Genomic DNA, 20,249 nt, shown 5'->3' with positions numbered 1-20,249 from the left:
CGAACCGTGTCCAGTCCACCTGCGTGATGGCCCCGCTAAAGCCCTGCGGGGGAAGGCACATGCAGGCCGCATGCTGGCTAAACGCTCACATTGAGAACTCCTCTTCAAGCCATTGCCCGACATTGGACAGACTTGAAACCCCGGATCCGCTCCGGGTGGGCGTGTAGCTGCTTACTTGAACCAAGCCGCAATGGCCGACTTCATTGCAGCCACAGTGCGGTACTTCTTCCCGCACCAGAAGCCGGCGGCGAACACCGCCAGCACAAAGATCAGCAGGATCAGGTCGACCATCAGTCTTCGATGGCAGCGGCCACCAGCTCGGCCGTGGAGGCGAACGCATCAGCTTCGGCCACGGTCTTGACATCCACGATGTCGAACTTGGCGCCCTTCAGGTCGTCGTCCAGCGATTTCAGGTAGGCCGTTGCATCGGCATCGTCACCCACCTGGATGAACAGCACAGTGCAGTCGTTATCGTTGGCTTGACTGTTCGCCTGTTGAATGATGCGCTGGGCAGCAGCAGCCTTGTCGTCGGGCACGCCGTCGGTGAAGACGATGATCATGTCCTTCTTGTCGGACTTGCCCGCCAGCGCAAATGCCGCATCCAGGGCTTGAGCCAAGGGGGTGGTGCCGCGAGGGCCGTGAGAGGCGAACACTTCGCGAGCCTTGTCAGCTGTCACGCCGTCGAAGGATTCAACCTTGCTACCGAACAGAACCAGGCCCAGGCCGTCTTGATCGATTTGCTGGGCATCGCGGATCATGGCCATCGCCGATTCCTGCACGGCTTGCCAGCGAGTGGTGCTCGAGCCGCGCTTGACGGGCTCGCCCATGGAACCGGAAGTGTCGATAGCGATCACGAAGTCGTATTCGGAGAGCTTGTTGATGATGGCTTGAGCTGCGTTCATGGAGAGAGTCTTTCTATCTGCAGGGGAGGGCCGCCCTGCTATCGGCTTAAAGAAGTCAAGCGCTCTCTGGTGAAAGAGCTTGGAGATTTGTTGGGTCTGGCCGTTTCTTTCCGACCTGTCAGCCTTGCGGCCGGGCTTTGCTTGTCTTGGTATCCCGAAACACCTCAACAGGTTTTTTTTCTTGGCATCCCGTCTGCCTCACCCCCGTACCGTCCCAGGGTCTGGACTCTCAGCGTCGGCACCTTCTTCTGCTGGTGCCACATCTCGTTCGCGTTGCCTGATCCCATCCGGGGGCAGAGCGCTACTAGCCTTGTGTGAGTGATCCTTTCACCCCCTTGCACTTACGTGTCTCTTGGAAGTGCGGCCGATCTCGCCGCTTTCCCGTTTGGTAACCCGGCCGGCCCGGAAGAACGGAGCGCCACGCTTTTGTGGTGCGCGACATCGAATCGCTGTCGTTGAATAAATTATTAGTCGGAATCATAAAAAACACAACAGTCGGACTAATTAAATCTGGCAATTTTTTTTGTGACCTAAACAAGTTGTTGTTTACAAACGGCTTTTGGTGGGCGCAACCCACGGTTGCGCAACTGTGCGTTGCGCAACCCAAAGTTGCAGTTGCAGCGCTCAAAGCACTGTGCAATACTGTATAAAAAACCAGTAACGCTAATGAACACCGATTCAAACATGCTGTTCGGAAGTCGCCTTAAGAGGGCGCGCATCGCCGCCAAGCTATCGCAAGACTTCACGGCTCACGCGCTGGGTGTGACCCGCCAGGCCGTGTCGAAATGGGAGACGGGGGCAAGTTGGCCCACGGCGCGGCAGCTTGGGGAATTGGCAACGATGTATTGCACATGCGCTCATTCGTTGCTGTTTGGCGAGCCGTTCAAGCAGGTGACGGTTCAGGATTTGATGAGGGGCCAATGCAGGCCCGTGCGATCACAACAGGAGAGAGAGAATGGACGCGAAAGAGTTGCTCGACCAGATTGAGGCGTACAAGGAAAAACACCCCCGTGTGCGATATGTGCCGGAGGTGTATGCCGCGACGGTGGCGAAGCTGGCTGACCAACTGACTGCCGAACAGCTGGCAGATATGGTTGCCCTGGGCGCGCTGATTAAGAGCCGCTGCAGTGTCTTGATTCCCGTCTACAAGTTTGACGAGATTCCCGACCACATCTTGGGCAAGGGCCGCCCCGTAACCTAATGCACCTCAGTGCTCTGCGCTCTCGGTCTTCTTGCGGCTGGCCCTTGGCGCGGGGGGCAATTTTTGCTTGGGGGCAGGCACACCAGGGTAGGGGTTAGCTGCAGACCTTACGGGCATAACGGAGTTATGCAACTGGTTCGTCAAGCTGATCACTTCATCCTTGGCCTGGTCGTGCAGCTCACGGAACATCAGAACCAACTGCATTTCCAGTTTTGAAAGCTCTGTGATGTCCATGCCGCCGGATCGGCCGGCTTCTTGGCCAGGCTGCAAAACAGCCTCACCAATTTCACTCGCAGCTGCGGCGATGGTGGCGCTGAAATCGCTGATCTGGCACCCAAGTGCTTTGCTGAATTTTGCAGCTGCAGCAGGGTTCAAAGGGATCTTGCCGTTTAGGTATTGGCTGACGGCGCTCTGTCCGAAACCTACTTGATCGCTGAATGTGTCCTGGCTGGATTGCAGCCCTTGAGCGCGCCGGTCAGCTTTCCAACGCTGGAACAGTTGTTTCAGGCGCGCAGCGTCTGCTTTCTGCTCTGGAGTCAAAGGAAGTGCTGGCATAAGCAACTTAGGGTATTAGTGGGGCTCATTAATTCAAAACAGTCCGACTGTTGATTTAGTTATCAGTCGGACTCATAATTGAGGGATGCACAACCTCAAATCGATCCGGGAGCGCTTGGGATTGACCCAGCAAGCGCTGGCCGATGGCCTTGGATGCACCCAGGGGAACATCGGGCACTACGAAAAAGGGCAGACCGTCTCGCCAGAAGTCGCCCGCCGGCTGATTTCTCTCGCTGCCAGTCACGGCCTAGAACTCACGTTCGATCACATCTACTCAGACAAGCCACTGCCTGAGCTGGCTCAGCCATCCACCCAAGAAAAGGAGGTGGGCGGCAATGACTGATTCCACCAAGCGCATCGCGCAACTCCCGCACCTGTCCAAGGCTCAGAACACGGCGCTTGCTGCTGTTCTGGACGCGCTCAAGGGCCTGCCGCCCGAAGACGCTCAAGAGGTCTTGGATCACGCCATTGCTCATCTGATCGGAGATGAGCACACGCCCATGTTTGCCCGCGGCATTGCTGGACCCTTGGGCAAAGTAACCCATGAACTGAAGACGAAGGTCGATGAAGTGACCTTTCACCGGTTTCGCCGAAGCTGCGCACTGCTGCAGACCGACACTTCCGCGCGCCTTCGCGATGCCGTCTATGTGCTGGAGTGGCAAAAGCCTTACCGACAGATGGTTGCAGAGAGGATGCTTCATGAGGATGAGCATAGCCAGGGACTGCTGGCGCTGGTAGGCCACATTCAGGCCCCCGAATTCGGAGGGCGTGGTCGATGAATCTGAATCCGACACTTTCACCAGTGGCCGTGCCGCTGACGATGAGCAGCCGCGAGATTGCAGATTTGGTCGAGGCACGCCATAACGATGTGGTTGCCACCGTCTTGCGCTTGTTCAGCAAGGGGCTTTTGCGATCAAGTCGTAAAACCCGCCGCGAGGTAACCGGCGGTCGTCCGATTGATGTCTACGACCTGATTGAGCGTGACACGCATCTGGTCGTCTCTGGCTATAGCGACGAGCACCGCGCCCGAGTTATTGACCGCTGGCAAGCGCTGGAGGCCCGGCAGAGCCCCGCACTTCCAAACTTTGCAGATCCGGTGGCCGCAGCACGCGCCTGGGCGGACGCGAAGGAAGGCGAGCAGATCGCCGTTGCTCAGCTGGCGCAGGCCGTACCCAAGGTGCACTTCTTCGACAAGGTGGTTGAGCGAACCACGCTGATGACCGCCACGCAGATTGCCCAGAAGCTGGGCATGTCTGCCATCAAGCTGAACAAGCATCTGGACGAGCTGGGCATCTATGCCATGGGCGTGAAGCGCGCTCGCGTTTTCAAGCAGTGGGTGATCGACAAGGGCTACGGCGAGCTGAAGCAAACGGAGCTTGGCTATTCGCAGCCCCTGTTTACTACCGCTGGCGAGGCATGGATTGTCGAGCGCCTGATCAGCGAGGGGGTTGCCTGATGGCGAAGCAACACACCAACCCCAGCACACACAAGGCGCGGCTGGCGCAGGAAGGCAGCGCCAGCACATGAGCCTTTCCGCATCCCTGACCAATGTCGGCCATCCCGTTGCCTATTACCCGCGCCTGGCGCGCTTCTTCGGCTCCGTGAACGTGGCCATTCTGTTCGCACAGCTGCACTACTGGAGCCAGCGCGGCGAGAGCGATCTGGGCACGCACAAGAGCTCTGAGCAGTTCAGCGAAGAGACAGGCCTGTCCTACCGTGAGCAGGTCACCGCGCGCAAACAACTGCGCGAGGCTGGCTTTTTGGTCGAAACACACCGCCGCCTGGAGCACCGGGTCTATTACCGCCTGAATCTGGAGGCCGTGGACGCTGCTTTTGACGCCTGGACCGAGGCACAAACAAAAGCGCATTCCCCGAACGACGAAAACGCAGTTCGGGAAAACACAAATCCGCAATTGGGGAGTGACGCCAAAAGCAGTCCGGGGGCTGCTGATTCGTCGCTCGACGAACTGCGCCAAACGCAGTCCGTTAATGGTACAGAGACTCCACATAAGACTCCTACAGAGACTCCCTCTATTGCAGCCAAGGCTGGCGCCAAGGCTGCGAAGGGGAAGGAGCCGAAGAAGCCGAAGGAGGCCAAGGAACCCAAAGAGATCAAGCCGATGATGGTGAAAGCGCCCAACGGCGTGACCCATGTCATCCCCGGTGAGCTGCGCTATCCGGGCGAGAGCACCAAGAGCCACAAAACTTGGGTGGCCTATGCGATTGCCTACCAGGGCCGCTACAAGGACTGGCCCCTGTGGAACGAGTCCGTTGCAGGGCAAATCATCAAGTTCATCGACAAGGTGGGAGCGGAGCGGGCGCCCCGTATCGCAGTGCACTACGTGCGCCGTGTCGAAGAGAAGTTCATCTGCGATCAGCTGCATCCCGTGGGCCTGCTGCTGAGCCATGCCCAGAAGTGGGCCACCCAGCAGAATACCGGCGCGAGCACACCGCCCCCATCCCTGGCCCCGGCCGCGAGCCACAAGTTTGCTGGCGCCGGCAAAGCCATTTTTGACGGGATCGAGCTATGAACCGCAGCTACGAGATTGCAGACCTGGCGCAGCACGCCCTGCAGGGCGCCGAGCAGCAGGGCCAGGCCCAGCGCCCGGAGGCATCCATCCGCACCCGCAAGCTGTTCGTGGTGCTGCAAAGCGCCTACGGCACAGCCTTCCTGGCCAAGTTCAGCACAGGGGAGCTCAACGAACGCCGCGAGGACAAGGGCATGCGGGCGGCGCAACTGGTCTGGGATGCCGCCCTGGCTGAATTCGCGGATGACGTAATCGAGACGGCCTCTCGGAATGCCCAGCGCGAGAGCCCCGAGTTCCCACCCAGCCTGCCGCAATTCGTGAAGGCCTGCGAAGCCCTGACGCCACGCAAGACCTACTTTGAGGAGAACGGCCTGCTGGCGCTGCCTGCACCCAAGGTAGAGCGCCTGCTGGACGTACCGGTCGAGCTCAAGGGCGATAGCAAGGACTGGGCTCGAAAGATCGTCGCGCGCATCAACCATGGCGACCAAACGGTGACGCGCCACAGCCGTATGGCAGCGATGGAGGCCCTGGGCCTGAACCGGCAGCAGGAGGGCAGGTGATGAATGCGAAACGATCAACCACCGCACTACCTGGAAGCCAGGGACCATCTCGTGCAGCTGGCAATGACGCCGGGATGGTGGCACTACTCAAGGCAAAGGGCTTTGGAGTTGGAAGAGGAATCCGTGACACGTGGGCACGGCCTGTGGCCGGGAATGCGGGAAGCCGTGCGAGCGGAGCTCAAGCGCCTGGGGTTCAAGCTGCGACCAAGCGATCTGGAGCCGGTGGAGCCAAGTACGGCAACAAGAAGACCGTCACCCCTGATGGGGTGAAGTTCGACAGCAGGGCCGAGGCACGCCGCTGGGGGCATCTGTGCATGCAGCTGCGCGCGGGAGAAATCAGCGAGCTGCGCCGCCAGGTGGCCTATGAGCTGGTGCCCGCCGTGAAGTATTCCGACGCGAGCCGGGTCAAACCGGCCATTCGCTATGTGGCCGATTTCGTCTACATGGAAGAGGGCGCCGAGGTCATCGAGGACGTGAAGGGCGTGCTGACTCCCGAATTCAAGCTCAAGCGCCATCTGATGAAGGCTCTGCTGGGCCTGGAAGTGAGGTTGGTCAAATGATCCAGCCTTTGAACCCCGCCTTCTTTGGCAAGGTCGTGCCGCTGGCTGGCGAACGCAAGCCCCCCAGCGCCTCGCGCGTCACCCGGCTGGTGTGGCCGGAGTATGAGCGCCTGGCGGACGGCCGCTACCTCATTGAGCGCTGGATGGAGAACCGCTGCTGCAACCGGGTGCAGGCTGGCGCTCGCACTGTCTACGTTTGTAACGACTACGGTTTTCTGGTGCCCGTAGAGGACTGGGGGCGTGCATGGTACTGATCGTCCGCAAAAAACGGACCTTGGTCCGCACTCGCTTCAACCGCCGAACCGCCGCTGTAGCGCGAAAGCAAAACAGCGTGCTGGTGGAACTCTATTCATTCTTGCATGCCGCAGTGTCAGGGATTCAGCTCGCCCTTGGGTGTTGCTCGCTGGAAAGGGCGCGCTGCATATTGCAGGAACGCTTTGTAGGTCGATACGGTGTGTATCAGGTGCGCTATGAGCGCTTCGACTGGGGAAAGACCTTCGGCGTTTGCATTACCGCTCCGGATGGAAGGCGGCTGGCTGCATTTCTGGATGCCCGCACCTTGGAGGTGCTGCCATGCTGATGCGTCGCGCGCCCCTCAAGCCCGGTAAAGGCTTCAAGTCTCGCGGCGGCTGGGCTGGCGCTGGGCTCCGTGATGACCAGGATGAGGGTCACCACTACGAGCCCGGCCAGGCTGACAGCCGAGAGCAACGCTTAGCCGATCGCGCTGCCCGTCAGATCGAGAGCGCCCTTGCAACAGCAGACCTATTGCCCGAGAACGTCACCATGGAGCACGGAGCTGGGACGACTGGCATAGCTGTGTTGAAAGAGCACGCCATCGAGAGCGAGCCCTACCGCCGTCTGGTGGCCGAGCTGCCTTGCTTTTGGTGCGGCATCAGCGGCTATAGCCAGCATGCCCATCTCAACTACGGCAAGGGCTTGGGCCTGAAGACAGACGACCGCACGGGGTTCCCACTTTGCTGCAGCCGCCCAGGAATCGAGGGCTGCCATGTTGCCTATGACAACTATCGACTGCTCGAGCACGGAGGCCGCGAGGCTCACCGCGAATACGGCATTGAAGCCGGCCGCTTTACCCGCGAACAAATCCTGAAAGCTGGGCTGTGGCCCAAGAAGCTGCCGCTGTGGCAGGAATCCCCAAGAAAAACAAACTGATGGCCAGCTCCCCCCATATCTACAAGCGCTTCATTCTCCCGTCTGGAAAGGTTGTGGAGGTCCGCCGCATCGAGCAGGGCGCCAATCCTGAGGCCGTTGTCCGCGAAGTGAACGAGAACGATCAACTTGCGCCGCGTGAGGACACGCTAACGCTGCGCTTTCTTCTGAACCATTGCAAAAAGGCGCTCTGATGAATCAACCCCAATCCAATACCCCATGGCCAGACGGAACCCCTCGCAGCCGGGGCAATGCATTTGATGTGCTGTATCGCTCGCGCCATGCTCCGGACAGTCCGGAGCCTGACTCCCGCCGCAAGGCCGGCGCCAAGCACGGCAGGGCGCTGCCATTCAGCTTGCCCGGCACCCGTGCTCGCACACGTTGAACTCCGTTGCAACAGAAAGATAAATGACATGGATCATTTTGGAATCGGCGCAGCAGTCTTGGGCTCAATCAGGATTTACATGCAGTCGGCACGCCGGACTGGCCGCACTACCTCTTTGGTAGAGAGCGTCAAGGATGGGGACCGCATCTGTTTCGCGTGCAGCGATGAGGCGAGGCGAGTGGAGCGATTGCTCAAGGAGCGGGGCGTGCAAGTTGCGTGCATCGTTGTTGACCCCAAAAGCCCACATGACATCTTCGAGAAAGGCACATCTCAGGGGCGCACGATCTTCGACCATGACTGGGTGGAGCAGTACTACTTGGGAGCTATTGAGAAGGCGAGTTTCAACATTGACCAGCTCCAGAAGAACGCGTCTGGATATGGCGAGGCGCATCGGGAAACCCGCCGACGGGCGGAAGAAGTGGCTCGCTGGCGTCTGTGACCCGTGGAATTCCTGAATTCCATACCCCCTTGAAATCACCTCGGCACTGTCGTTTCATAGCGCGCGCCGAGGCCGTTTGTGTGCGCCTGCGGTATGGCAGGGGAACACATGGCAAGCCCAATCATTGCATTCCTGGCGGGGGCCGGTACCGGCTATCTGAAGCAGCGTGACGTCGAAGACCAGCGCAAGCGGGACGATCAAGACCAGCAGTTCAGAAATGAGCAGCGCGAGGTCTGGCGCAAGCAGCAAGCCGAAGCGGACTCGCTGAATCAGTCCCTCAAGCAGGCCCAGGCCCCTGCTGAAGTCATGGACGGCCCTTTGGGCGATCAGAGCGCGGGCCCTCCGGTACCTGCGGCATTGACCCAGGGCAGCACTGGTCAGCCAGTGCCGCAAACCTTCCGCATGGTTGCGCCAGGGGTCAACAAATCTTTCTCCACCGCTGCGGAAGCCCAGCAGGCCCAGGCCGATTACGCCAAGCCCGAGGCAATGAATCAGCGGGTGGTGGCGGCGTATCGTGGCGCTGGCCTGGCCGACAAGGCCCTTGAAGTCGAGCGCAACATCAAGCAAGGCCAGTTTGCTGACCTGCAGTTCAATGAGGCACAGAGGGCCGCCGTCGCCAAGGACGCCGACAGCAGGCTACGTGCTGCGCTTGGCGGTGGAGCCCAAGGCCTGAGCTCATTTGCCAGCGAATCCGGCTTGTTCGGCGGTGCGAAGGTGGGCTTCGATACCGGCAAAGACGGCAAGGTGCAGTTCTACACACTGGGCGCAGACGGCACGAAGGCTCTGCTGGGCCAGCCAGTGGATAACACCCAGGAGGCACTGAACGCCCTGGTGTCTCCCCACTGGAAGAGTCTTGACACATCGCATTACCTGGACATGCTGCACCGCAACTCCCAGGCCCAGCGCGCCCAGGCGAACGACGACCGCAATTACGCGCTGAATGAGCGCAGGCTCAATGCGGACATCAGTCATCGGAGCCAGCAACTGGCTATCGCTGCCGGCAAAGCATCCGGCAAGGCCGCAGGAGGCGCTCCGGAGATCGATCTTCTCTATGGCTTTGATCCTAAGCAGGCCATGGGAGAGGCGTACAACCGCGCCGCCAAAGCTGCGGATGCTGCTGCTGCCGAAGGAAAGCCAATGACCCAGCAGCAGGTTGCCCAGTATGCCCAGAATGATTTTGAAGCAATGCGCCGGGCAGCAGTCAATGGCAATCAGCAGCGCTTGGCTGCATCTGCTGTTTCGAGTGCGTTGAATTCCGTCAAAGACGACCCCGCTGCCTATGCGGACACATATAAGCAAGTCATCGCCAAGGGGCTGAACCCTCAGCAGTTGGAGCGAATGGGCTTCCCGTCCCCTGAGAAGGCCGCAGAAAAGTCTTCCACAAAGCCAGCCATAGCCACACCTACTGCAATGAAGGGGCCGAATGCCCAGGTTAAGGACGCAGTCCGTTTCTCTGTTGCCTCCTCGGTCGGGGACGGCCGTGAACAGGAGGCTGCTAGTCGAGCGGCTTATCAGCAGTTTTTGGACAACTCCAACCCCAAGGCCATTGCAGCTCACCAAGCCGAGTTGAGCGAGATGAAGCGACGGGAGCGCCAGGAAAAGGAAGCGCGAGACGCCGAACGCGAAGCCGAGCGCGCCGCTCAGAGGCGACAGATCGGAGCCGGGGCAGAAGCCCTCAAACGCGGCACGGCCGCTCGTGACCAATAAGGAATCAAGATGGCAAGCAAGAAGACTCCGAAGCTCTCCTATGAATCGGTAACGCTGAAGGACATCCCTGATGGGTTCTTCAGCGGGATGTATGACCCTCAGGATGAGCAACCTGCTCCGGCGGCTGACGCCCCCAAGAGTCGCGGCCTGCTGGCCGTGGCGAATGACACGGTGATCGAGGTTGCCAACGCGGCCGCCGGTGGTCTGTCGTCTGCTGCCAACTTCATCAAGCCGGGCAATGCGGTATCGGGCTGGATTGACAAGAACATCATCCAGGCCGGTGAAGAGTCCCAGAGCGATGTGGTCAAGGCGTCAAAGAAGAAATTCCGTGAAGGGGTGGATAAGGCCGACGGGGTGATGGGTGAGCTGGGGGCTGTGGGCCGCTACATTGCCGAGAACCCTCTGCTGGCTGCTGCTCAGGCGGCAGGTTCCTTCGTGGGGCCCGGTGCTGCGGTCAAGGGGGCGGGCATGGCTGCCCGTACAGCAGGCCTGGGAGCCAAGGGTATCGAGCGCGCCGGCCGGGCCGGTGGTGTTGCCGCTGGCGCTGCCATGGCTGGCGGTGATGCCGCAGGTACCGCCTATGACCTGGCTATCAAAGCAGGAGCAACGGAAGAAGAGGCCACTGCCGCAGCGCGCCAAGCCAGCGTGATTCCGGCCCTGGTGGGGGGGGCTGGTGGTGCCTTCGGTGCTGAAAAGCTGCTGGCGGGGGCAAAAGGGTTCGGTGGTGGTGCTGCTGCGCGAGCAGCCAAAACCGGCCTGAGCGAAGCCGCCCAGGAGGCCGTGGAGGAGGGTGTTACCCAATACGAGGGCCAGCGCGCTGCTGTTCCCTTTGATCCGAGCATCGACCCATCCAAGGGGGTGGCAGCTGCCGCCGGTATGGGCGCTGCGCTGGGGGGTATGACGGGGGCGGGCACTTCGCTGCTTACCGGTGGGCATGCGCCCGTCACGGATAACGCCCTGGATTCAGCCATCAATCAGCCTCAGCTGACTGTGGAGCAGGCACAAGCCGCTATCGACTCTGTATCAAATGGCACAGCTTCGCCTGATCAGCTGGCCCTGCTGGCGCAGTTGCAGGCCGACCGCACGGGACAGAACAACGTCAGCCCCACCATGGACATGGATGCACTGCAGCGTAATGGCGTGCCTCCCATTGGCCTGCTGGACGAGGTGGCCTTGAGCCGCGAGGGCTTGGGCGCCCCGGTGCAGGTCGTGCCAGAGCGCGGCGCGCTGTCACGCGCGGCCAACCTGTCCGCAGTGACTCAGCAGGCAGCCCCCTTGACAACAGCCGCGGAGACGCAAGAACAGCAACAGTCAGCCCAGCCCACTGAAGGCGCAGACATGGAGACGGGGGAGATTTCCCCCGAGGCCCGCGTCGGCCAAATCCAGGAGCATCTGGACTTCCTGGCCCAGATGGGGCGCAGCCAGGGCTGGACCAACGAGTCCCTGGCCCAGCGCACGGCTTTGCAGCAGGAGCTGGATCTGCTCTCGCCCGCCCAGCGCATGGCGGATCTGCAGAACCAGGCTACAGAAGCGGAGGCACGTGCCGCCGATTGGGCTGGACGTCAATACCGCCCCAACCCCACGGAGCTGCCCGAGCATGCATCCAAGGGTGGCCCGGCAGACATTCAAGAAGCGAACGAGCAGCGTCGGCTGAAAAACATCCAGCAGGCGCAACAGGAAGCGGCGGCAGCCCGGGCGCAGGTCGACCAGGTTGAAGGCGAAGGTAACGCACAGGCACAGCTGGCCGCGCAGCAAGACCGCGCCGCGCGCGTGGCCCAGGCCGCCCCGGACATCCTGAACAAACAGGGCAAGCCCTTCACGGTCAAGCTGCCAGCAGTGAAAGCGGCTCAGGCGGCTGGCGCTGGATGGGAGCCCGTGAAGGTGGAGGGCGGCTATGTGGTGCGTCAGGTGCAGACCACGGACACCCCAGCACCCGCCGCACCCGCCAGCCCCAAGGCAACAGCGCCGGCCGTTCAGGAGGCAACGGCCAAGGCTGAGGAAATCGCCCGTGAGGGCAATGCCCAGCGCCAGCAGGTGGCGCTGGCCGACCAGGACGCAGGCGCTCTATGGGATGCCATGCAGCCCGATGCGCAGCGCGCCGTGCTGGCGGCCGTGCCCAAGATGGCAAAGGTCATCCGTCAGAACCTGGAGGGTAAATCCTGGGAAAAGATGAGCGCTGGCAACCGCGAAAAGGTGCTGAGTGCTATGAATTCAGAAGCTGCAGCCGCCCAACAGCAAAAGGAATCCGAAGAAAAGACAATCGAGGGCGAAGACCTTGGCAACGGGTGGGCCGCATTTGCCCCGGACTCGGGCACCAAGGCCGTGCCTCGTGCCCAGATGCCGCAGATCAAGGCCGAGCACCGTGGCGCCATGGTCAATTTCATGAACGCCAGGGGTATCGCGCACCAGGAGGAAACCGTGCCTGCCGCGAGTCTGAAGCCCACGCAGGCCGAGTTTTCGCGCGAGAAGGTGCAAAAGGCGCTGGGCTACGAGGGCGGCGACCGCTCCATTCTGGTTTCCCAAGACGGCCATGTGCTGGACGGCCACCACCAGTGGATGGCAGCGCGCGAGCAGGGCAAGGATGTGAAGACGATCCGCCTGGATGCGCCTATCGAGCAACTGCTGGAGGCGGCCCACGAATTCCCCAGTAGCACCACCAGCGTGGGCGCCGGGCCTGCTGCCCCCGTGGCTGCGCCCAAGTCGGTACCGCAACGCATGAAGGAGGCCAGGGCTGCCAAGGAGGCAGGGGCCAAGCGCGCGATCAAGCCGAGCAAGCAGGATCTGACTCCGGCACAGGAACTGGCCCAAGGGCAGATCGAGAATCGAGAGCGCCAGAAGAATGAGGCATGGGCCAAGGTCAAGCAATTGCGTGCCGCCGTAAAGGGGGGCACTGCCAACCGGTTGCAGTTGCTCAAGGCAGAGGATGCCCATCGCCAGTTGGTGCGCGAAGTGGATGGCATGCGCGCGACCGAGCATCGCCACACCGCTGAAAAAGCAGCAGAAGCCTCAAAGCCAACTTTGGCAACGGACACTCCAGCCTTTAAGCATTGGTTTGGCCGCAGCAAGGTTGTCGGAGAAGACAAGCGCCCGATGGTGATGTACCACGGCACGAGCGCCAGCGAGGACGGACAGGCCTTCAGCATGTTCGATACCTATGCATCGAACTACGGCCTTATGGGGATGGGCGGCTACTTCACCGCCGATCCAGAGGTGGCAAGTAGCTACACCAGCAAGGGGAAGGGAGTTACGCCGACCGTCTACCCTGTTTATCTGTCGATTAAGAATCCTCTTGATATGGATGCTAAGGCTGATCCGGCGACTTGGCGTAAGCAGTTCCCGGACGCCGAGATCCACCACGATAGCGGCGAGACAAACGAGTCTTGGTATCGAGCTGCAGAGGAAGCGTTGAGCGATGAGGGATTGCCCAAGTGGGAGGGGGCCGAGGTCATGCAGAGCGGTCTGCGCGCGATGGGCTTTGACGGAATCACCCATATTGGTGGTGGTCGTGTGCAGTCCGATGGTGTGCGACACCGCGTCTATATCGCCTTTGATCCCGAGCAAATCAAGAGCGCGACAGGGAACAACGGCAACTTTGACCCCGAGAAAGCGGACATCCGATTCCGCCGCCAGGAGTCCGAACAAGCTGCTGGTGCTGATTTTGATGTGGAGGGCTTTCTGCAGGCCATGGATGACGGCCAGCCCGTGGCCGAGGCCAGGGCTCAAGCAGTGAGTGCGGTACAGAAGACTGTAGATGCCATTCGTGCGGGCTGGGCCAACGGCCCCGAGGTCACAGTGGTGTACGACATGGCCGATCCTGCAATCCCGGCAGCCGCGCGCCGGGCCGACCAGGCACAGCGCAGTGGAGGCGCTGATGGCGACCCGGAGGGCTTCTACTACGGCGGCAAGGCCTATCTGCTGGCCAGTCAGCTGCACACCGACAAGGATGTGGCCCGGGTGCTGATGCATGAGGCGCTGGGCCACCATGGCCTGCGCGGCGTGTTCGGTGCCGGACTGGACAGCGTGCTCGAGCAGATCGTGGCTGTGCGCCGTGGTGATGTGCGCAAAAAGGCGGTCGACTATGGCCTGCTGGATAAGAAGAAGCTCGGAGACGTTGCGCTGGGTGATGCGACGGCGGACCAGATTTGGAATGCCATGACACCCGAGCACCGTCTGCAGGCTGCAGAGGAGGTGCTGGCCGAGTGGGCTCAGAGCCGCCCCGAGATGGGGTTTGTTCGCCGTGCAGTGGCTGCGATCCGCTCTTGGCTGCGCCAGCATGTGGCAAGGTTCAAAAATAGCGAGGTAACTGACGACGAGATCATCCGCTCCTATATCCTGCCTGCCCGTGGCTGGGTGGAGCGCGGTGCTGGCGCTGGAATGGCGAGTGACATCGCATTCAGCCGCACCAGCGCGACCAGCATGCCAGACGCGATCATTGGCAGCACACTGGGCACTGCCTCCTCGCATCCTGACTATGCCGCCGCCAAGGCCGGGGATATTGAGGCTGCCTTTCGCCTGGCCCAAGACATCGTGAATCCCGAGCTGGTGGCTAAGGTGCGTGCAGCGATTGGGGATACCAAGCCCGTGGTGGTACCAGTTGCGGCCGAGGAGGCCACAGGGCGCAACAGAATCCCTGTGGCAGCAGCCGGGGTGCTGGCCCAGCGTCTGGGGCTGTCCACTTCTGGAGCCATTGTGCAGGCCAATCGTGCTCACCGCACTGGCATGGACGGGCTGGATCGCATCTTTGCGCCCGTGGACTTCGCCGGCAAGGTGGAAGCCAAGCCCTACTTGCTTGTGGACGACACTCTCACCCAGGGCGGCACGTTCGCGGCGCTGGCCAGCCATATTCGGGAAGGTGGCGGGACCGTGGCCGGGGTCATTGCATTGACCGGCAAGCAGTACAGTGCAAAAATTCATCCCTCTGCAGAATCTCTGGCATCTCTCCGGCAAAAACATGGTGACCTCGAAAACGAATTCCGCGCCGCCACCGGCTACGGCTTCGACTCGCTCACCGAGTCGGAAGCCCGCTATCTCGCGCGCTACGAACCGGCTGACCGACTCCGAGATCGAATCTTTGCAGAAGGACACCGAGGCCGCGCTGGCGAAGATCAAGGAAATGCTGGCCCAGGCTCACTAGAAGACGGCCCGCTCTTCAGCCGTTCGCGCCTGGCCGACATCAAGGACAGCGCGCTTTCCCAGATCGACAGCATCCTGAGCCACCCCGGCAAAGTCTCCATGTGGGACAAGACCGTGGGGACCATGCGCCACCTGGCCGAGCGCAACCCGTTTTTCAAACCCGTCTACGAATCCGCCCAGCAGAACATTGACGATGTGAGCATGCTCGCCAACGATGCCGCCGACCAAGCGCCGCGCATCCTGCCTCGAGTCGACAGCATGGGGGACATCCTGGGCAAGAACCGCAAGCGCCCGGTATCTGCTGCTGACAACAAGGCCGTGGCCCGCCCTCTGTTTGAGGGAACGCTGCTGTGGGGGCGCGACATCAACGGCCAGGCCACCCTGGTGGAGGATCTGACCAAGAAGTACGCGAACCTGGGCGTGCACAACAAGGCAGCCATGCTGCTGAAGGCCAACCGGATCGACGCAGGCGTGCTTGCCATGTGGCAAGGCCTGCCCGTGGCCCAGTTTGAAAAGAACATCAACTCCCGCTTTGAGAGCAAGATTCTCAAGGCTGGCGTTGTATGGAGTGATAAAGAGCTGCAGTCTCAGTTTGGCGCGACCCCGGATCAGATCAGTCTGTACCGGGAAGCGCGCGCGGCCATTGATCGCTCCATCGACATGACGGCCCGCGCCGACATGATGCGGACCCTGGGCGATGAGTACGTCGCCATGCGTGATGCCGTGCTCGAGCAGCCGTCCATGGATAGCGCGGCCCAGCTGCTGCTGGACACCTTGGAGCAGGACTCCAAAGCCAACCCCGACAACCGGGACCGCCTGGCGGAGATGCAGCAGGATGTGCGTCGCCGCCTGGATATGGCGACCGACCTGCAGCAGGCCGGCTATGCACCGCTGTCGCGCTTCGGCCGCTACTTCGTGGATGTGGTGGACGCCGCCGGCGAGCGCCAGTATTTCGGCATGTACGAGACGATTCGCGAGGCGAACACAGCTGCGCGCGACTTCCGCCTGACCTTCCCTGGCGCCAAGGTGGAACAGGGAACCATGACGGAACAGACGTTCAAGCTATTCGCCGGTGTGACTCCCGAGACGCTGGAGCAGTTCGGAGAAATGCTGGGTCTGAAGTCCCAGGGCAATGAAGCCCAGGACAAAGCGTTTCAGGAGTACCTGAAGATCACCAAGAACAATCACAGCGCGCTCAAGCGCCTGATCCATCGCAAGGGTACGGCGGGCTACAGCCAAGACGTGGGCCGTGTCGTGGCGAACTTTGTCTACTCAAACGCACGGGCAGGTGCGCAAGGGCTGAATGCAGGACGGATGGAAAAGGCCATTGCTGCCATCCCGCAGCAGCAGGGCGAACTGCGCGACCTGGCTATGGGCTTGCGCAGCTACATCCAGGATCCCCAGGAGGAGGGGCAGGCCGTGCGCGGCATGCTGTTTGCCCAGTACCTGGGCGGCTCGCTGGCTTCGGCATTTGTGAACATGACCCAGCCTTTCCAGGTGACGCTGCCATGGCTGAGCCAGTACGGCGGCATGAAGAAGGCCGGGGCGCAACTGGCCCGCGCGCTCAAGGACATGGGAACCAAGGGCTTCCAGTACGAGGCCGACCTTGCCAAGGCCCTGCAGTCTGCCGAAGACGATGGCGTGGTCAGCCCGCAGGAAATCCACCAGCTGATGTCGCAGGCCCGCGGTGCGGGTGCGCTGCGCGCCGGTGATGGGACGGCTGCAGGGAATGCTCGAGCAACTGCAGCGAATGCATGGGAGCGTACCAAGGTGGCATGGGGCCAGCCCTTCGCCCTGGCCGAGCAGTTCAACCGCCGCAGCACCTTCATTGCCTCTTACCGCTTGGCGAAGGAGCAGGGCATTCAGAACCCTTCTGCATTCGCGCGCAAAGCGGTGCTGGATACCCAGTTCGTCTATTCCAAGGCTGTGAAACCGCAATGGGCACGGGGAACCATCGGGGGCACTATGTTTGCCTTTAAGACATATAGCGTGTCCTACCTGGAGCTGATGCAGCGCATGTGGACACAGGGCCCAGCAGGAAGCCCAGAGCGAGCAGCTGGCCGCCGCGCCGTGGGCTGGTCAATCGCCATGCTGATGCTGATGGGCGGCGCCGGCGGTCTGCCGTTCGCTGAAGACATCGAGGACCTGATCGATGCCGGCGGGCAGCTGATGGGCTACAGCATGAGCGTCAAGCAGTGGCGCAAGCAGTTGATGCAGGAGGTGTTGGGCAAGGAGCTGGCTGATTTCATCGAGCAGGGTGTGTCGGGTCTGCCTGGCGCGCCGGTGGACATTTCTGGCCGCCTGGGCATGGGCAACCTTATCCCCGGTACCGGCCTGTTCCTAGAGAAGCGCGACCACAGCCGGGACATGCTGGAGATCATCGGCCCGGCGGGCGACTTGATCCAGCGTGCCGCCACAGGCGCCCGCAAGGCGCTCACGGGGGATATTGCTGGCGCTGCTCTTGAGGTATCGCCCACCGCCGTGCGCAACTTGGCCAAGGGCTACGACATGGCCGACAGCGGGGTCTACAAGGACAGCAAGGGCCGCAAGGTCATCGATGTGACGTTGGGCGAGGCCGTGGCAAAGGCTGTCGGGTTCCAGCCCAAGTCTGTGGCAGAGACTCAGGAGGCCACGGCTACCGAGCAGAACCTGATCGGGCAGAACCGTGCCATGAAGGAGCGCCTGACTGCAGACATGGCTCAGGCCGTCTATGACAAGGACGTGAAGCGCCAGGCCGAGATTCGTGAGCGCCAGCAGGCCTGGAATCGTCGAAACCCGGAGAGCCCTCTATTCATCGACAGGCGCTCAGTACGTCAGCGGGTGATCAAGATGCGCCAGACCAAGGCCGAGCGGGTTGCAGCAGCTGCCCCGAAGTCGATTCGCGCGAGCGTGCGTCAATCTTTAGCGGAAGCGCAAGGGGGCACCACAGCCCCTTGATCCGAGGTGTGGGCGTGAAGATAATGCGCCCACACACTCACTGCCCGGGGCGTGCGGTTCCTACCAAGGAACCTCGATGCCCATCACACACACAACGGCGCCGGCCGCATACGGACATGCCGCAACCTCTCATACAGGAGGGGCTGCAGCATGAAGAAAATCCTTACTGCATGGCTGGGCCTGCTGGGGATTCACCAGCATCTGAGTGCAGAGCAAAAACAGGACATTGCTGGCGCTGCCTACCAGGCAACACCTGGCGCAGGCACTGCAGTGAGCTTTCGCCTTGCAGGCCTGCCGCTGAGTGACTGGCTGGTGCTTGCTTCCATTGCGTTTGTGGCGCTGCAGGCCTCTTTCCTGATCTGGAAATGGCGGCGTGACTATCTCCGCGACCAGGAGCGCCAGCGTCTGCAGCAGCGGGCCCGCGAGGCCTGCGGAAAGGACGGCGCGCCATGAGCATGCCTTCCATCCTCAAACAACGCCTGGTGCAGACCGCGCTGACCATCATGCTTCTGGGGGCTGGCGCTGCCAGCATGCTGCCGCCTGGGGAGCCCCAGCCATCCGAGGCGGTGCTGCTCGCTATGGACATTGGCGCCTATTACGAGAGCAGCGGCCGACACATCGGCACTCCCTACGTGGACAAGGTGGGCAAGGGTCAGCCGCTGACTGTCTGCAATGGGGTAACGGGCCCGGAGGTCGTGGCTGGGCGTTACTACACCAAGACAGACTGCATGCGGCTTGAGCTGCCAATGTACTTGGCTGCAGAGGCCGCGGCGAAGCGCATGTTCCGCCACTGGAGCACCTACAACGTGTGGGTGCAGGCCAGCCTCATCGACATGATCTACAACTTGGGCGAGGCGCAAGTGGCCGGCAGCACGATGCGGGCCCTGGCCAATGCCGGGGATCTGGATGGTGCCTGCGCCCAGATGCCCAAATGGGTGCGCGGCACGGTCAACGGCAAGAGCGCCGTGCTGGCCGGGCTGGTGGATCGGCGCGGCACGACGGCCGAGCTGTGCTCGAGCTGGGGCCGGGATGGCCACTTCATGGCCGGGGTACTGCCATGACAGTGAGGGCAATTACTCACATCGTTGCGGCTGCACTCGCTGGTACCGGCGTCTGGTACTTTCAGGAGGCCCGTCTAGGTGCGGACCTGGCCGACGCGCGCCTGCAGGCCAGCCAATACCGCGAGCAGATCGCTGATGAGCGCACGACCGCCGCCCGGCGCGTGCTGGCCGTCGAACGCGCGGTCAATGACAAATACCAAGGAGCCTTGAATGACGCCATCCAGAAGCAGGCCGCTTTGCAGGCTGCTGCTGATCGCGCTCGCCGTGAGCGTGACGGCCTGCGCCAGCAACTGTCCGATGCCGAGCAGCGACTTGCTGACGCTTCCCCCGCCGCCCTCATCGAGTACGCCAGAGCCCTCGGAAAAGTATTCGGACAGTGCAGCCAGCGATACACGGAGCTGGCAATCCGAGCTGATGGCCACGCAGCTGATGCAGCAACCTGCCGCGCAGCCTGGCCAGTGATTCCCCAAACCAAGGAAAACCAATGAGCAAAATTGCAATCACCGAACAGATGGTCGGCCGCTTCCTATCCTGGCCTCTGCCGACTGACTTTGCGCCTGACTGTGGCATCACCTTCACCCGCTCGCCACACGCTGGCATGAACCCCACGGGCACGAACCTACTGCACTTCGGCCAGGCCAAGGCGATGCTGGAACACTGCATCAATGGTGGCAATTCCAGCGTGGGCGCGTTGCCGCCCCATCAGCAGCGCGTGCTGGATGAGAAGCAGGAGCTGGACATCCGAATCACCAGGCTGGACGAGTTCATTCTGCGCAATGCCTTGTTTCGCCAGCTGGACCCCGATGAGCAGGCCTGCATGCGCCGCCAGCTCGATGTGATGCGCGAACTGTCTGTGATTCTGGGCGAGCGCATTTCAGCTTTCTGAGCCGAACGATCCACCAGGTCTTTCCCTCGTGATGGGCGGAGCAGTCCACTTGTCCTCGGAGAGGTATAAGACAGTCACTGCCAGTGACACATGTAATCGGTCATCCGAACTGATGGCCAATTTGTCGATGTAGTGACCCGCCTTAATGCACTGCGATTGAATAAGTGCCGAACACTAGATGAGGCAATTCCGTTATTTTTAGGAAATGCCTCTAAGTTCTGTTGTTAT

At 61.4% G+C, this 20,249-nt stretch carries 22 protein-coding genes; 19 read left to right on the top strand and 3 right to left on the bottom strand.

Going from position 1 to position 20,249, the window contains the following annotated elements; all coding sequences use genetic code 11:
• Positions 1 to 290 precede the first annotated feature (290 nt).
• On the bottom strand, positions 291 to 902 hold the full coding sequence (locus QYQ99_RS03215) for a VWA domain-containing protein (protein ID WP_302091399.1): 612 nt from the start codon (positions 900 to 902) through the stop codon (positions 291 to 293).
• Positions 903 to 1,568: 666 nt separating this feature from the next.
• Between QYQ99_RS03215 and QYQ99_RS28345 the strand changes: the two genes are divergently transcribed.
• Together QYQ99_RS28345 and QYQ99_RS03210 are read left to right on the top strand one after the other, a co-directional pair.
• On the top strand, positions 1,569 to 1,889 hold the full coding sequence (locus QYQ99_RS28345; protein ID WP_080758201.1) for a helix-turn-helix transcriptional regulator: 321 nt from the start codon (positions 1,569 to 1,571) through the stop codon (positions 1,887 to 1,889).
• Complete coding sequence (locus QYQ99_RS03210) at positions 1,858 to 2,103, top strand: hypothetical protein (protein ID WP_302091398.1); 246 nt, start codon at positions 1,858 to 1,860, stop codon at positions 2,101 to 2,103. The genes QYQ99_RS28345 and QYQ99_RS03210 overlap by 32 nt, the downstream gene beginning before the upstream one ends.
• Before the next feature lie 6 nt (positions 2,104 to 2,109).
• Here QYQ99_RS03210 and QYQ99_RS03205 read toward each other — a convergent pair whose 3' ends face one another.
• Positions 2,110 to 2,658 (bottom strand): helix-turn-helix domain-containing protein, encoded by a 549-nt coding sequence (locus QYQ99_RS03205; RefSeq protein WP_302091397.1) that lies wholly within the window; start codon positions 2,656 to 2,658, stop codon positions 2,110 to 2,112.
• Positions 2,659 to 2,743: 85 nt separating this feature from the next.
• Here QYQ99_RS03205 and QYQ99_RS03200 point away from each other — a divergent pair, with 85 nt between their 5' ends.
• The 16 genes from QYQ99_RS03200 (at position 2,744) to QYQ99_RS03125 (ending at position 19,135) form a co-directional block, all read left to right on the top strand.
• The gene (locus QYQ99_RS03200; protein WP_302091396.1) at positions 2,744 to 3,001 is read left to right on the top strand and encodes a helix-turn-helix transcriptional regulator; all 258 of its coding nucleotides are present in this window, start codon (positions 2,744 to 2,746) and stop codon (positions 2,999 to 3,001) included.
• Positions 2,994 to 3,437, top strand: coding sequence for a hypothetical protein (locus QYQ99_RS03195; protein WP_302091395.1), 444 nt, complete (start codon positions 2,994 to 2,996; stop codon positions 3,435 to 3,437). The genes QYQ99_RS03200 and QYQ99_RS03195 overlap by 8 nt, the downstream gene beginning before the upstream one ends.
• On the top strand, positions 3,434 to 4,114 hold the full coding sequence (locus QYQ99_RS03190) for a phage antirepressor KilAC domain-containing protein (protein ID WP_302091394.1): 681 nt from the start codon (positions 3,434 to 3,436) through the stop codon (positions 4,112 to 4,114). The genes QYQ99_RS03195 and QYQ99_RS03190 overlap by 4 nt, the downstream gene beginning before the upstream one ends.
• Before the next feature lie 67 nt (positions 4,115 to 4,181).
• A complete protein-coding gene (locus QYQ99_RS03185; protein WP_302090070.1) occupies positions 4,182 to 5,189 on the top strand; it encodes a hypothetical protein in 1,008 nt (335 codons plus the stop codon).
• Positions 5,186 to 5,746, top strand: a complete 561-nt coding sequence (locus tag QYQ99_RS03180; protein ID WP_302091393.1) for a hypothetical protein — start codon at positions 5,186 to 5,188, stop codon at positions 5,744 to 5,746. Before QYQ99_RS03185 ends, QYQ99_RS03180 begins: the two co-directional genes overlap by 4 nt.
• Positions 5,747 to 5,889: 143 nt before the next feature.
• A complete protein-coding gene (locus QYQ99_RS03175; RefSeq protein WP_302091392.1) occupies positions 5,890 to 6,306 on the top strand; it encodes a DUF1064 domain-containing protein in 417 nt (138 codons plus the stop codon).
• Complete coding sequence (locus QYQ99_RS03170; RefSeq protein ID WP_302091391.1) at positions 6,303 to 6,560, top strand: hypothetical protein; 258 nt, start codon at positions 6,303 to 6,305, stop codon at positions 6,558 to 6,560. The genes QYQ99_RS03175 and QYQ99_RS03170 overlap by 4 nt, the downstream gene beginning before the upstream one ends.
• Complete coding sequence (locus QYQ99_RS03165) at positions 6,551 to 6,886, top strand: hypothetical protein (RefSeq protein ID WP_302091390.1); 336 nt, start codon at positions 6,551 to 6,553, stop codon at positions 6,884 to 6,886. The genes QYQ99_RS03170 and QYQ99_RS03165 overlap by 10 nt, the downstream gene beginning before the upstream one ends.
• A complete protein-coding gene (locus QYQ99_RS03160; RefSeq protein WP_302091389.1) occupies positions 6,880 to 7,476 on the top strand; it encodes a hypothetical protein in 597 nt (198 codons plus the stop codon). Before QYQ99_RS03165 ends, QYQ99_RS03160 begins: the two co-directional genes overlap by 7 nt.
• A complete protein-coding gene (locus QYQ99_RS03155; RefSeq protein ID WP_302091388.1) occupies positions 7,476 to 7,667 on the top strand; it encodes a hypothetical protein in 192 nt (63 codons plus the stop codon). Before QYQ99_RS03160 ends, QYQ99_RS03155 begins: the two co-directional genes overlap by 1 nt.
• Positions 7,667 to 7,858 (top strand): hypothetical protein, encoded by a 192-nt coding sequence (locus QYQ99_RS03150; protein ID WP_302091387.1) that lies wholly within the window; start codon positions 7,667 to 7,669, stop codon positions 7,856 to 7,858. The genes QYQ99_RS03155 and QYQ99_RS03150 overlap by 1 nt, the downstream gene beginning before the upstream one ends.
• Positions 7,859 to 7,886: 28 nt before the next feature.
• Positions 7,887 to 8,297, top strand: a complete 411-nt coding sequence (locus QYQ99_RS03145) for a hypothetical protein (RefSeq protein ID WP_302091386.1) — start codon at positions 7,887 to 7,889, stop codon at positions 8,295 to 8,297.
• A 108-nt stretch (positions 8,298 to 8,405) separates the two neighbouring features.
• Positions 8,406 to 10,004 (top strand): hypothetical protein, encoded by a 1,599-nt coding sequence (locus QYQ99_RS03140; RefSeq protein WP_302091385.1) that lies wholly within the window; start codon positions 8,406 to 8,408, stop codon positions 10,002 to 10,004.
• A gap of 9 nt (positions 10,005 to 10,013) precedes the next feature.
• On the top strand, positions 10,014 to 18,074 hold the full coding sequence (locus tag QYQ99_RS03135) for a PLxRFG domain-containing protein (RefSeq protein WP_302091384.1): 8,061 nt from the start codon (positions 10,014 to 10,016) through the stop codon (positions 18,072 to 18,074).
• A 150-nt stretch (positions 18,075 to 18,224) separates the two neighbouring features.
• Positions 18,225 to 18,527 (top strand): hypothetical protein, encoded by a 303-nt coding sequence (locus tag QYQ99_RS03130; protein ID WP_043009141.1) that lies wholly within the window; start codon positions 18,225 to 18,227, stop codon positions 18,525 to 18,527.
• A complete protein-coding gene (locus tag QYQ99_RS03125; RefSeq protein ID WP_317628159.1) occupies positions 18,524 to 19,135 on the top strand; it encodes a lysozyme in 612 nt (203 codons plus the stop codon). The genes QYQ99_RS03130 and QYQ99_RS03125 overlap by 4 nt, the downstream gene beginning before the upstream one ends.
• 74 nt (positions 19,136 to 19,209) lie before the next feature.
• On the opposite strand, the gene QYQ99_RS03120 is transcribed toward QYQ99_RS03125, so the two are convergent.
• Complete coding sequence (locus tag QYQ99_RS03120; protein WP_302091383.1) at positions 19,210 to 19,557, bottom strand: hypothetical protein; 348 nt, start codon at positions 19,555 to 19,557, stop codon at positions 19,210 to 19,212.
• Between the two features lie 62 nt (positions 19,558 to 19,619).
• On the opposite strand from QYQ99_RS03120, the gene QYQ99_RS03115 reads away from it, so the two are divergent.
• Positions 19,620 to 20,021, top strand: coding sequence for a crAss001_48 related protein (locus tag QYQ99_RS03115; RefSeq protein ID WP_302091382.1), 402 nt, complete (start codon positions 19,620 to 19,622; stop codon positions 20,019 to 20,021).
• Positions 20,022 to 20,249 lie beyond the last annotated feature (228 nt).

This window comes from Comamonas testosteroni (genome assembly GCF_030505195.1).
Classification (GTDB): Bacteria; Pseudomonadota; Gammaproteobacteria; order Burkholderiales; family Burkholderiaceae_C; genus Comamonas; species Comamonas testosteroni_G.
This window is presented reverse-complemented; position numbering and strand designations above follow the sequence as displayed.

Bases quoted from the DNA above. Each gene is read 5' to 3' on its own strand.
- QYQ99_RS03215 (WP_302091399.1), bottom strand. From the start codon at position 902: ATGAACGCAGCTCAAGCCATCATCAACAAGCTCTCCGAATACGACTTC.
- QYQ99_RS28345 (WP_080758201.1), top strand. From the start codon at position 1,569: ATGAACACCGATTCAAACATGCTGTTCGGAAGTCGCCTTAAGAGGGCG.
- QYQ99_RS03210 (WP_302091398.1), top strand. From the start codon at position 1,858: ATGGACGCGAAAGAGTTGCTCGACCAGATTGAGGCGTACAAGGAAAAA.
- QYQ99_RS03205 (WP_302091397.1), bottom strand. From the start codon at position 2,658: ATGCCAGCACTTCCTTTGACTCCAGAGCAGAAAGCAGACGCTGCGCGC.
- QYQ99_RS03200 (WP_302091396.1), top strand. From the start codon at position 2,744: ATGCACAACCTCAAATCGATCCGGGAGCGCTTGGGATTGACCCAGCAA.
- QYQ99_RS03195 (WP_302091395.1), top strand. From the start codon at position 2,994: ATGACTGATTCCACCAAGCGCATCGCGCAACTCCCGCACCTGTCCAAG.
- QYQ99_RS03190 (WP_302091394.1), top strand. From the start codon at position 3,434: ATGAATCTGAATCCGACACTTTCACCAGTGGCCGTGCCGCTGACGATG.
- QYQ99_RS03185 (WP_302090070.1), top strand. From the start codon at position 4,182: ATGAGCCTTTCCGCATCCCTGACCAATGTCGGCCATCCCGTTGCCTAT.
- QYQ99_RS03180 (WP_302091393.1), top strand. From the start codon at position 5,186: ATGAACCGCAGCTACGAGATTGCAGACCTGGCGCAGCACGCCCTGCAG.
- QYQ99_RS03170 (WP_302091391.1), top strand. From the start codon at position 6,303: ATGATCCAGCCTTTGAACCCCGCCTTCTTTGGCAAGGTCGTGCCGCTG.
- QYQ99_RS03165 (WP_302091390.1), top strand. From the start codon at position 6,551: ATGGTACTGATCGTCCGCAAAAAACGGACCTTGGTCCGCACTCGCTTC.
- QYQ99_RS03160 (WP_302091389.1), top strand. From the start codon at position 6,880: ATGCTGATGCGTCGCGCGCCCCTCAAGCCCGGTAAAGGCTTCAAGTCT.
- QYQ99_RS03155 (WP_302091388.1), top strand. From the start codon at position 7,476: ATGGCCAGCTCCCCCCATATCTACAAGCGCTTCATTCTCCCGTCTGGA.
- QYQ99_RS03150 (WP_302091387.1), top strand. From the start codon at position 7,667: ATGAATCAACCCCAATCCAATACCCCATGGCCAGACGGAACCCCTCGC.
- QYQ99_RS03145 (WP_302091386.1), top strand. From the start codon at position 7,887: ATGGATCATTTTGGAATCGGCGCAGCAGTCTTGGGCTCAATCAGGATT.
- QYQ99_RS03140 (WP_302091385.1), top strand. From the start codon at position 8,406: ATGGCAAGCCCAATCATTGCATTCCTGGCGGGGGCCGGTACCGGCTAT.
- QYQ99_RS03135 (WP_302091384.1), top strand. From the start codon at position 10,014: ATGGCAAGCAAGAAGACTCCGAAGCTCTCCTATGAATCGGTAACGCTG.
- QYQ99_RS03130 (WP_043009141.1), top strand. From the start codon at position 18,225: ATGAAGAAAATCCTTACTGCATGGCTGGGCCTGCTGGGGATTCACCAG.
- QYQ99_RS03125 (WP_317628159.1), top strand. From the start codon at position 18,524: ATGAGCATGCCTTCCATCCTCAAACAACGCCTGGTGCAGACCGCGCTG.
- QYQ99_RS03115 (WP_302091382.1), top strand. From the start codon at position 19,620: ATGAGCAAAATTGCAATCACCGAACAGATGGTCGGCCGCTTCCTATCC.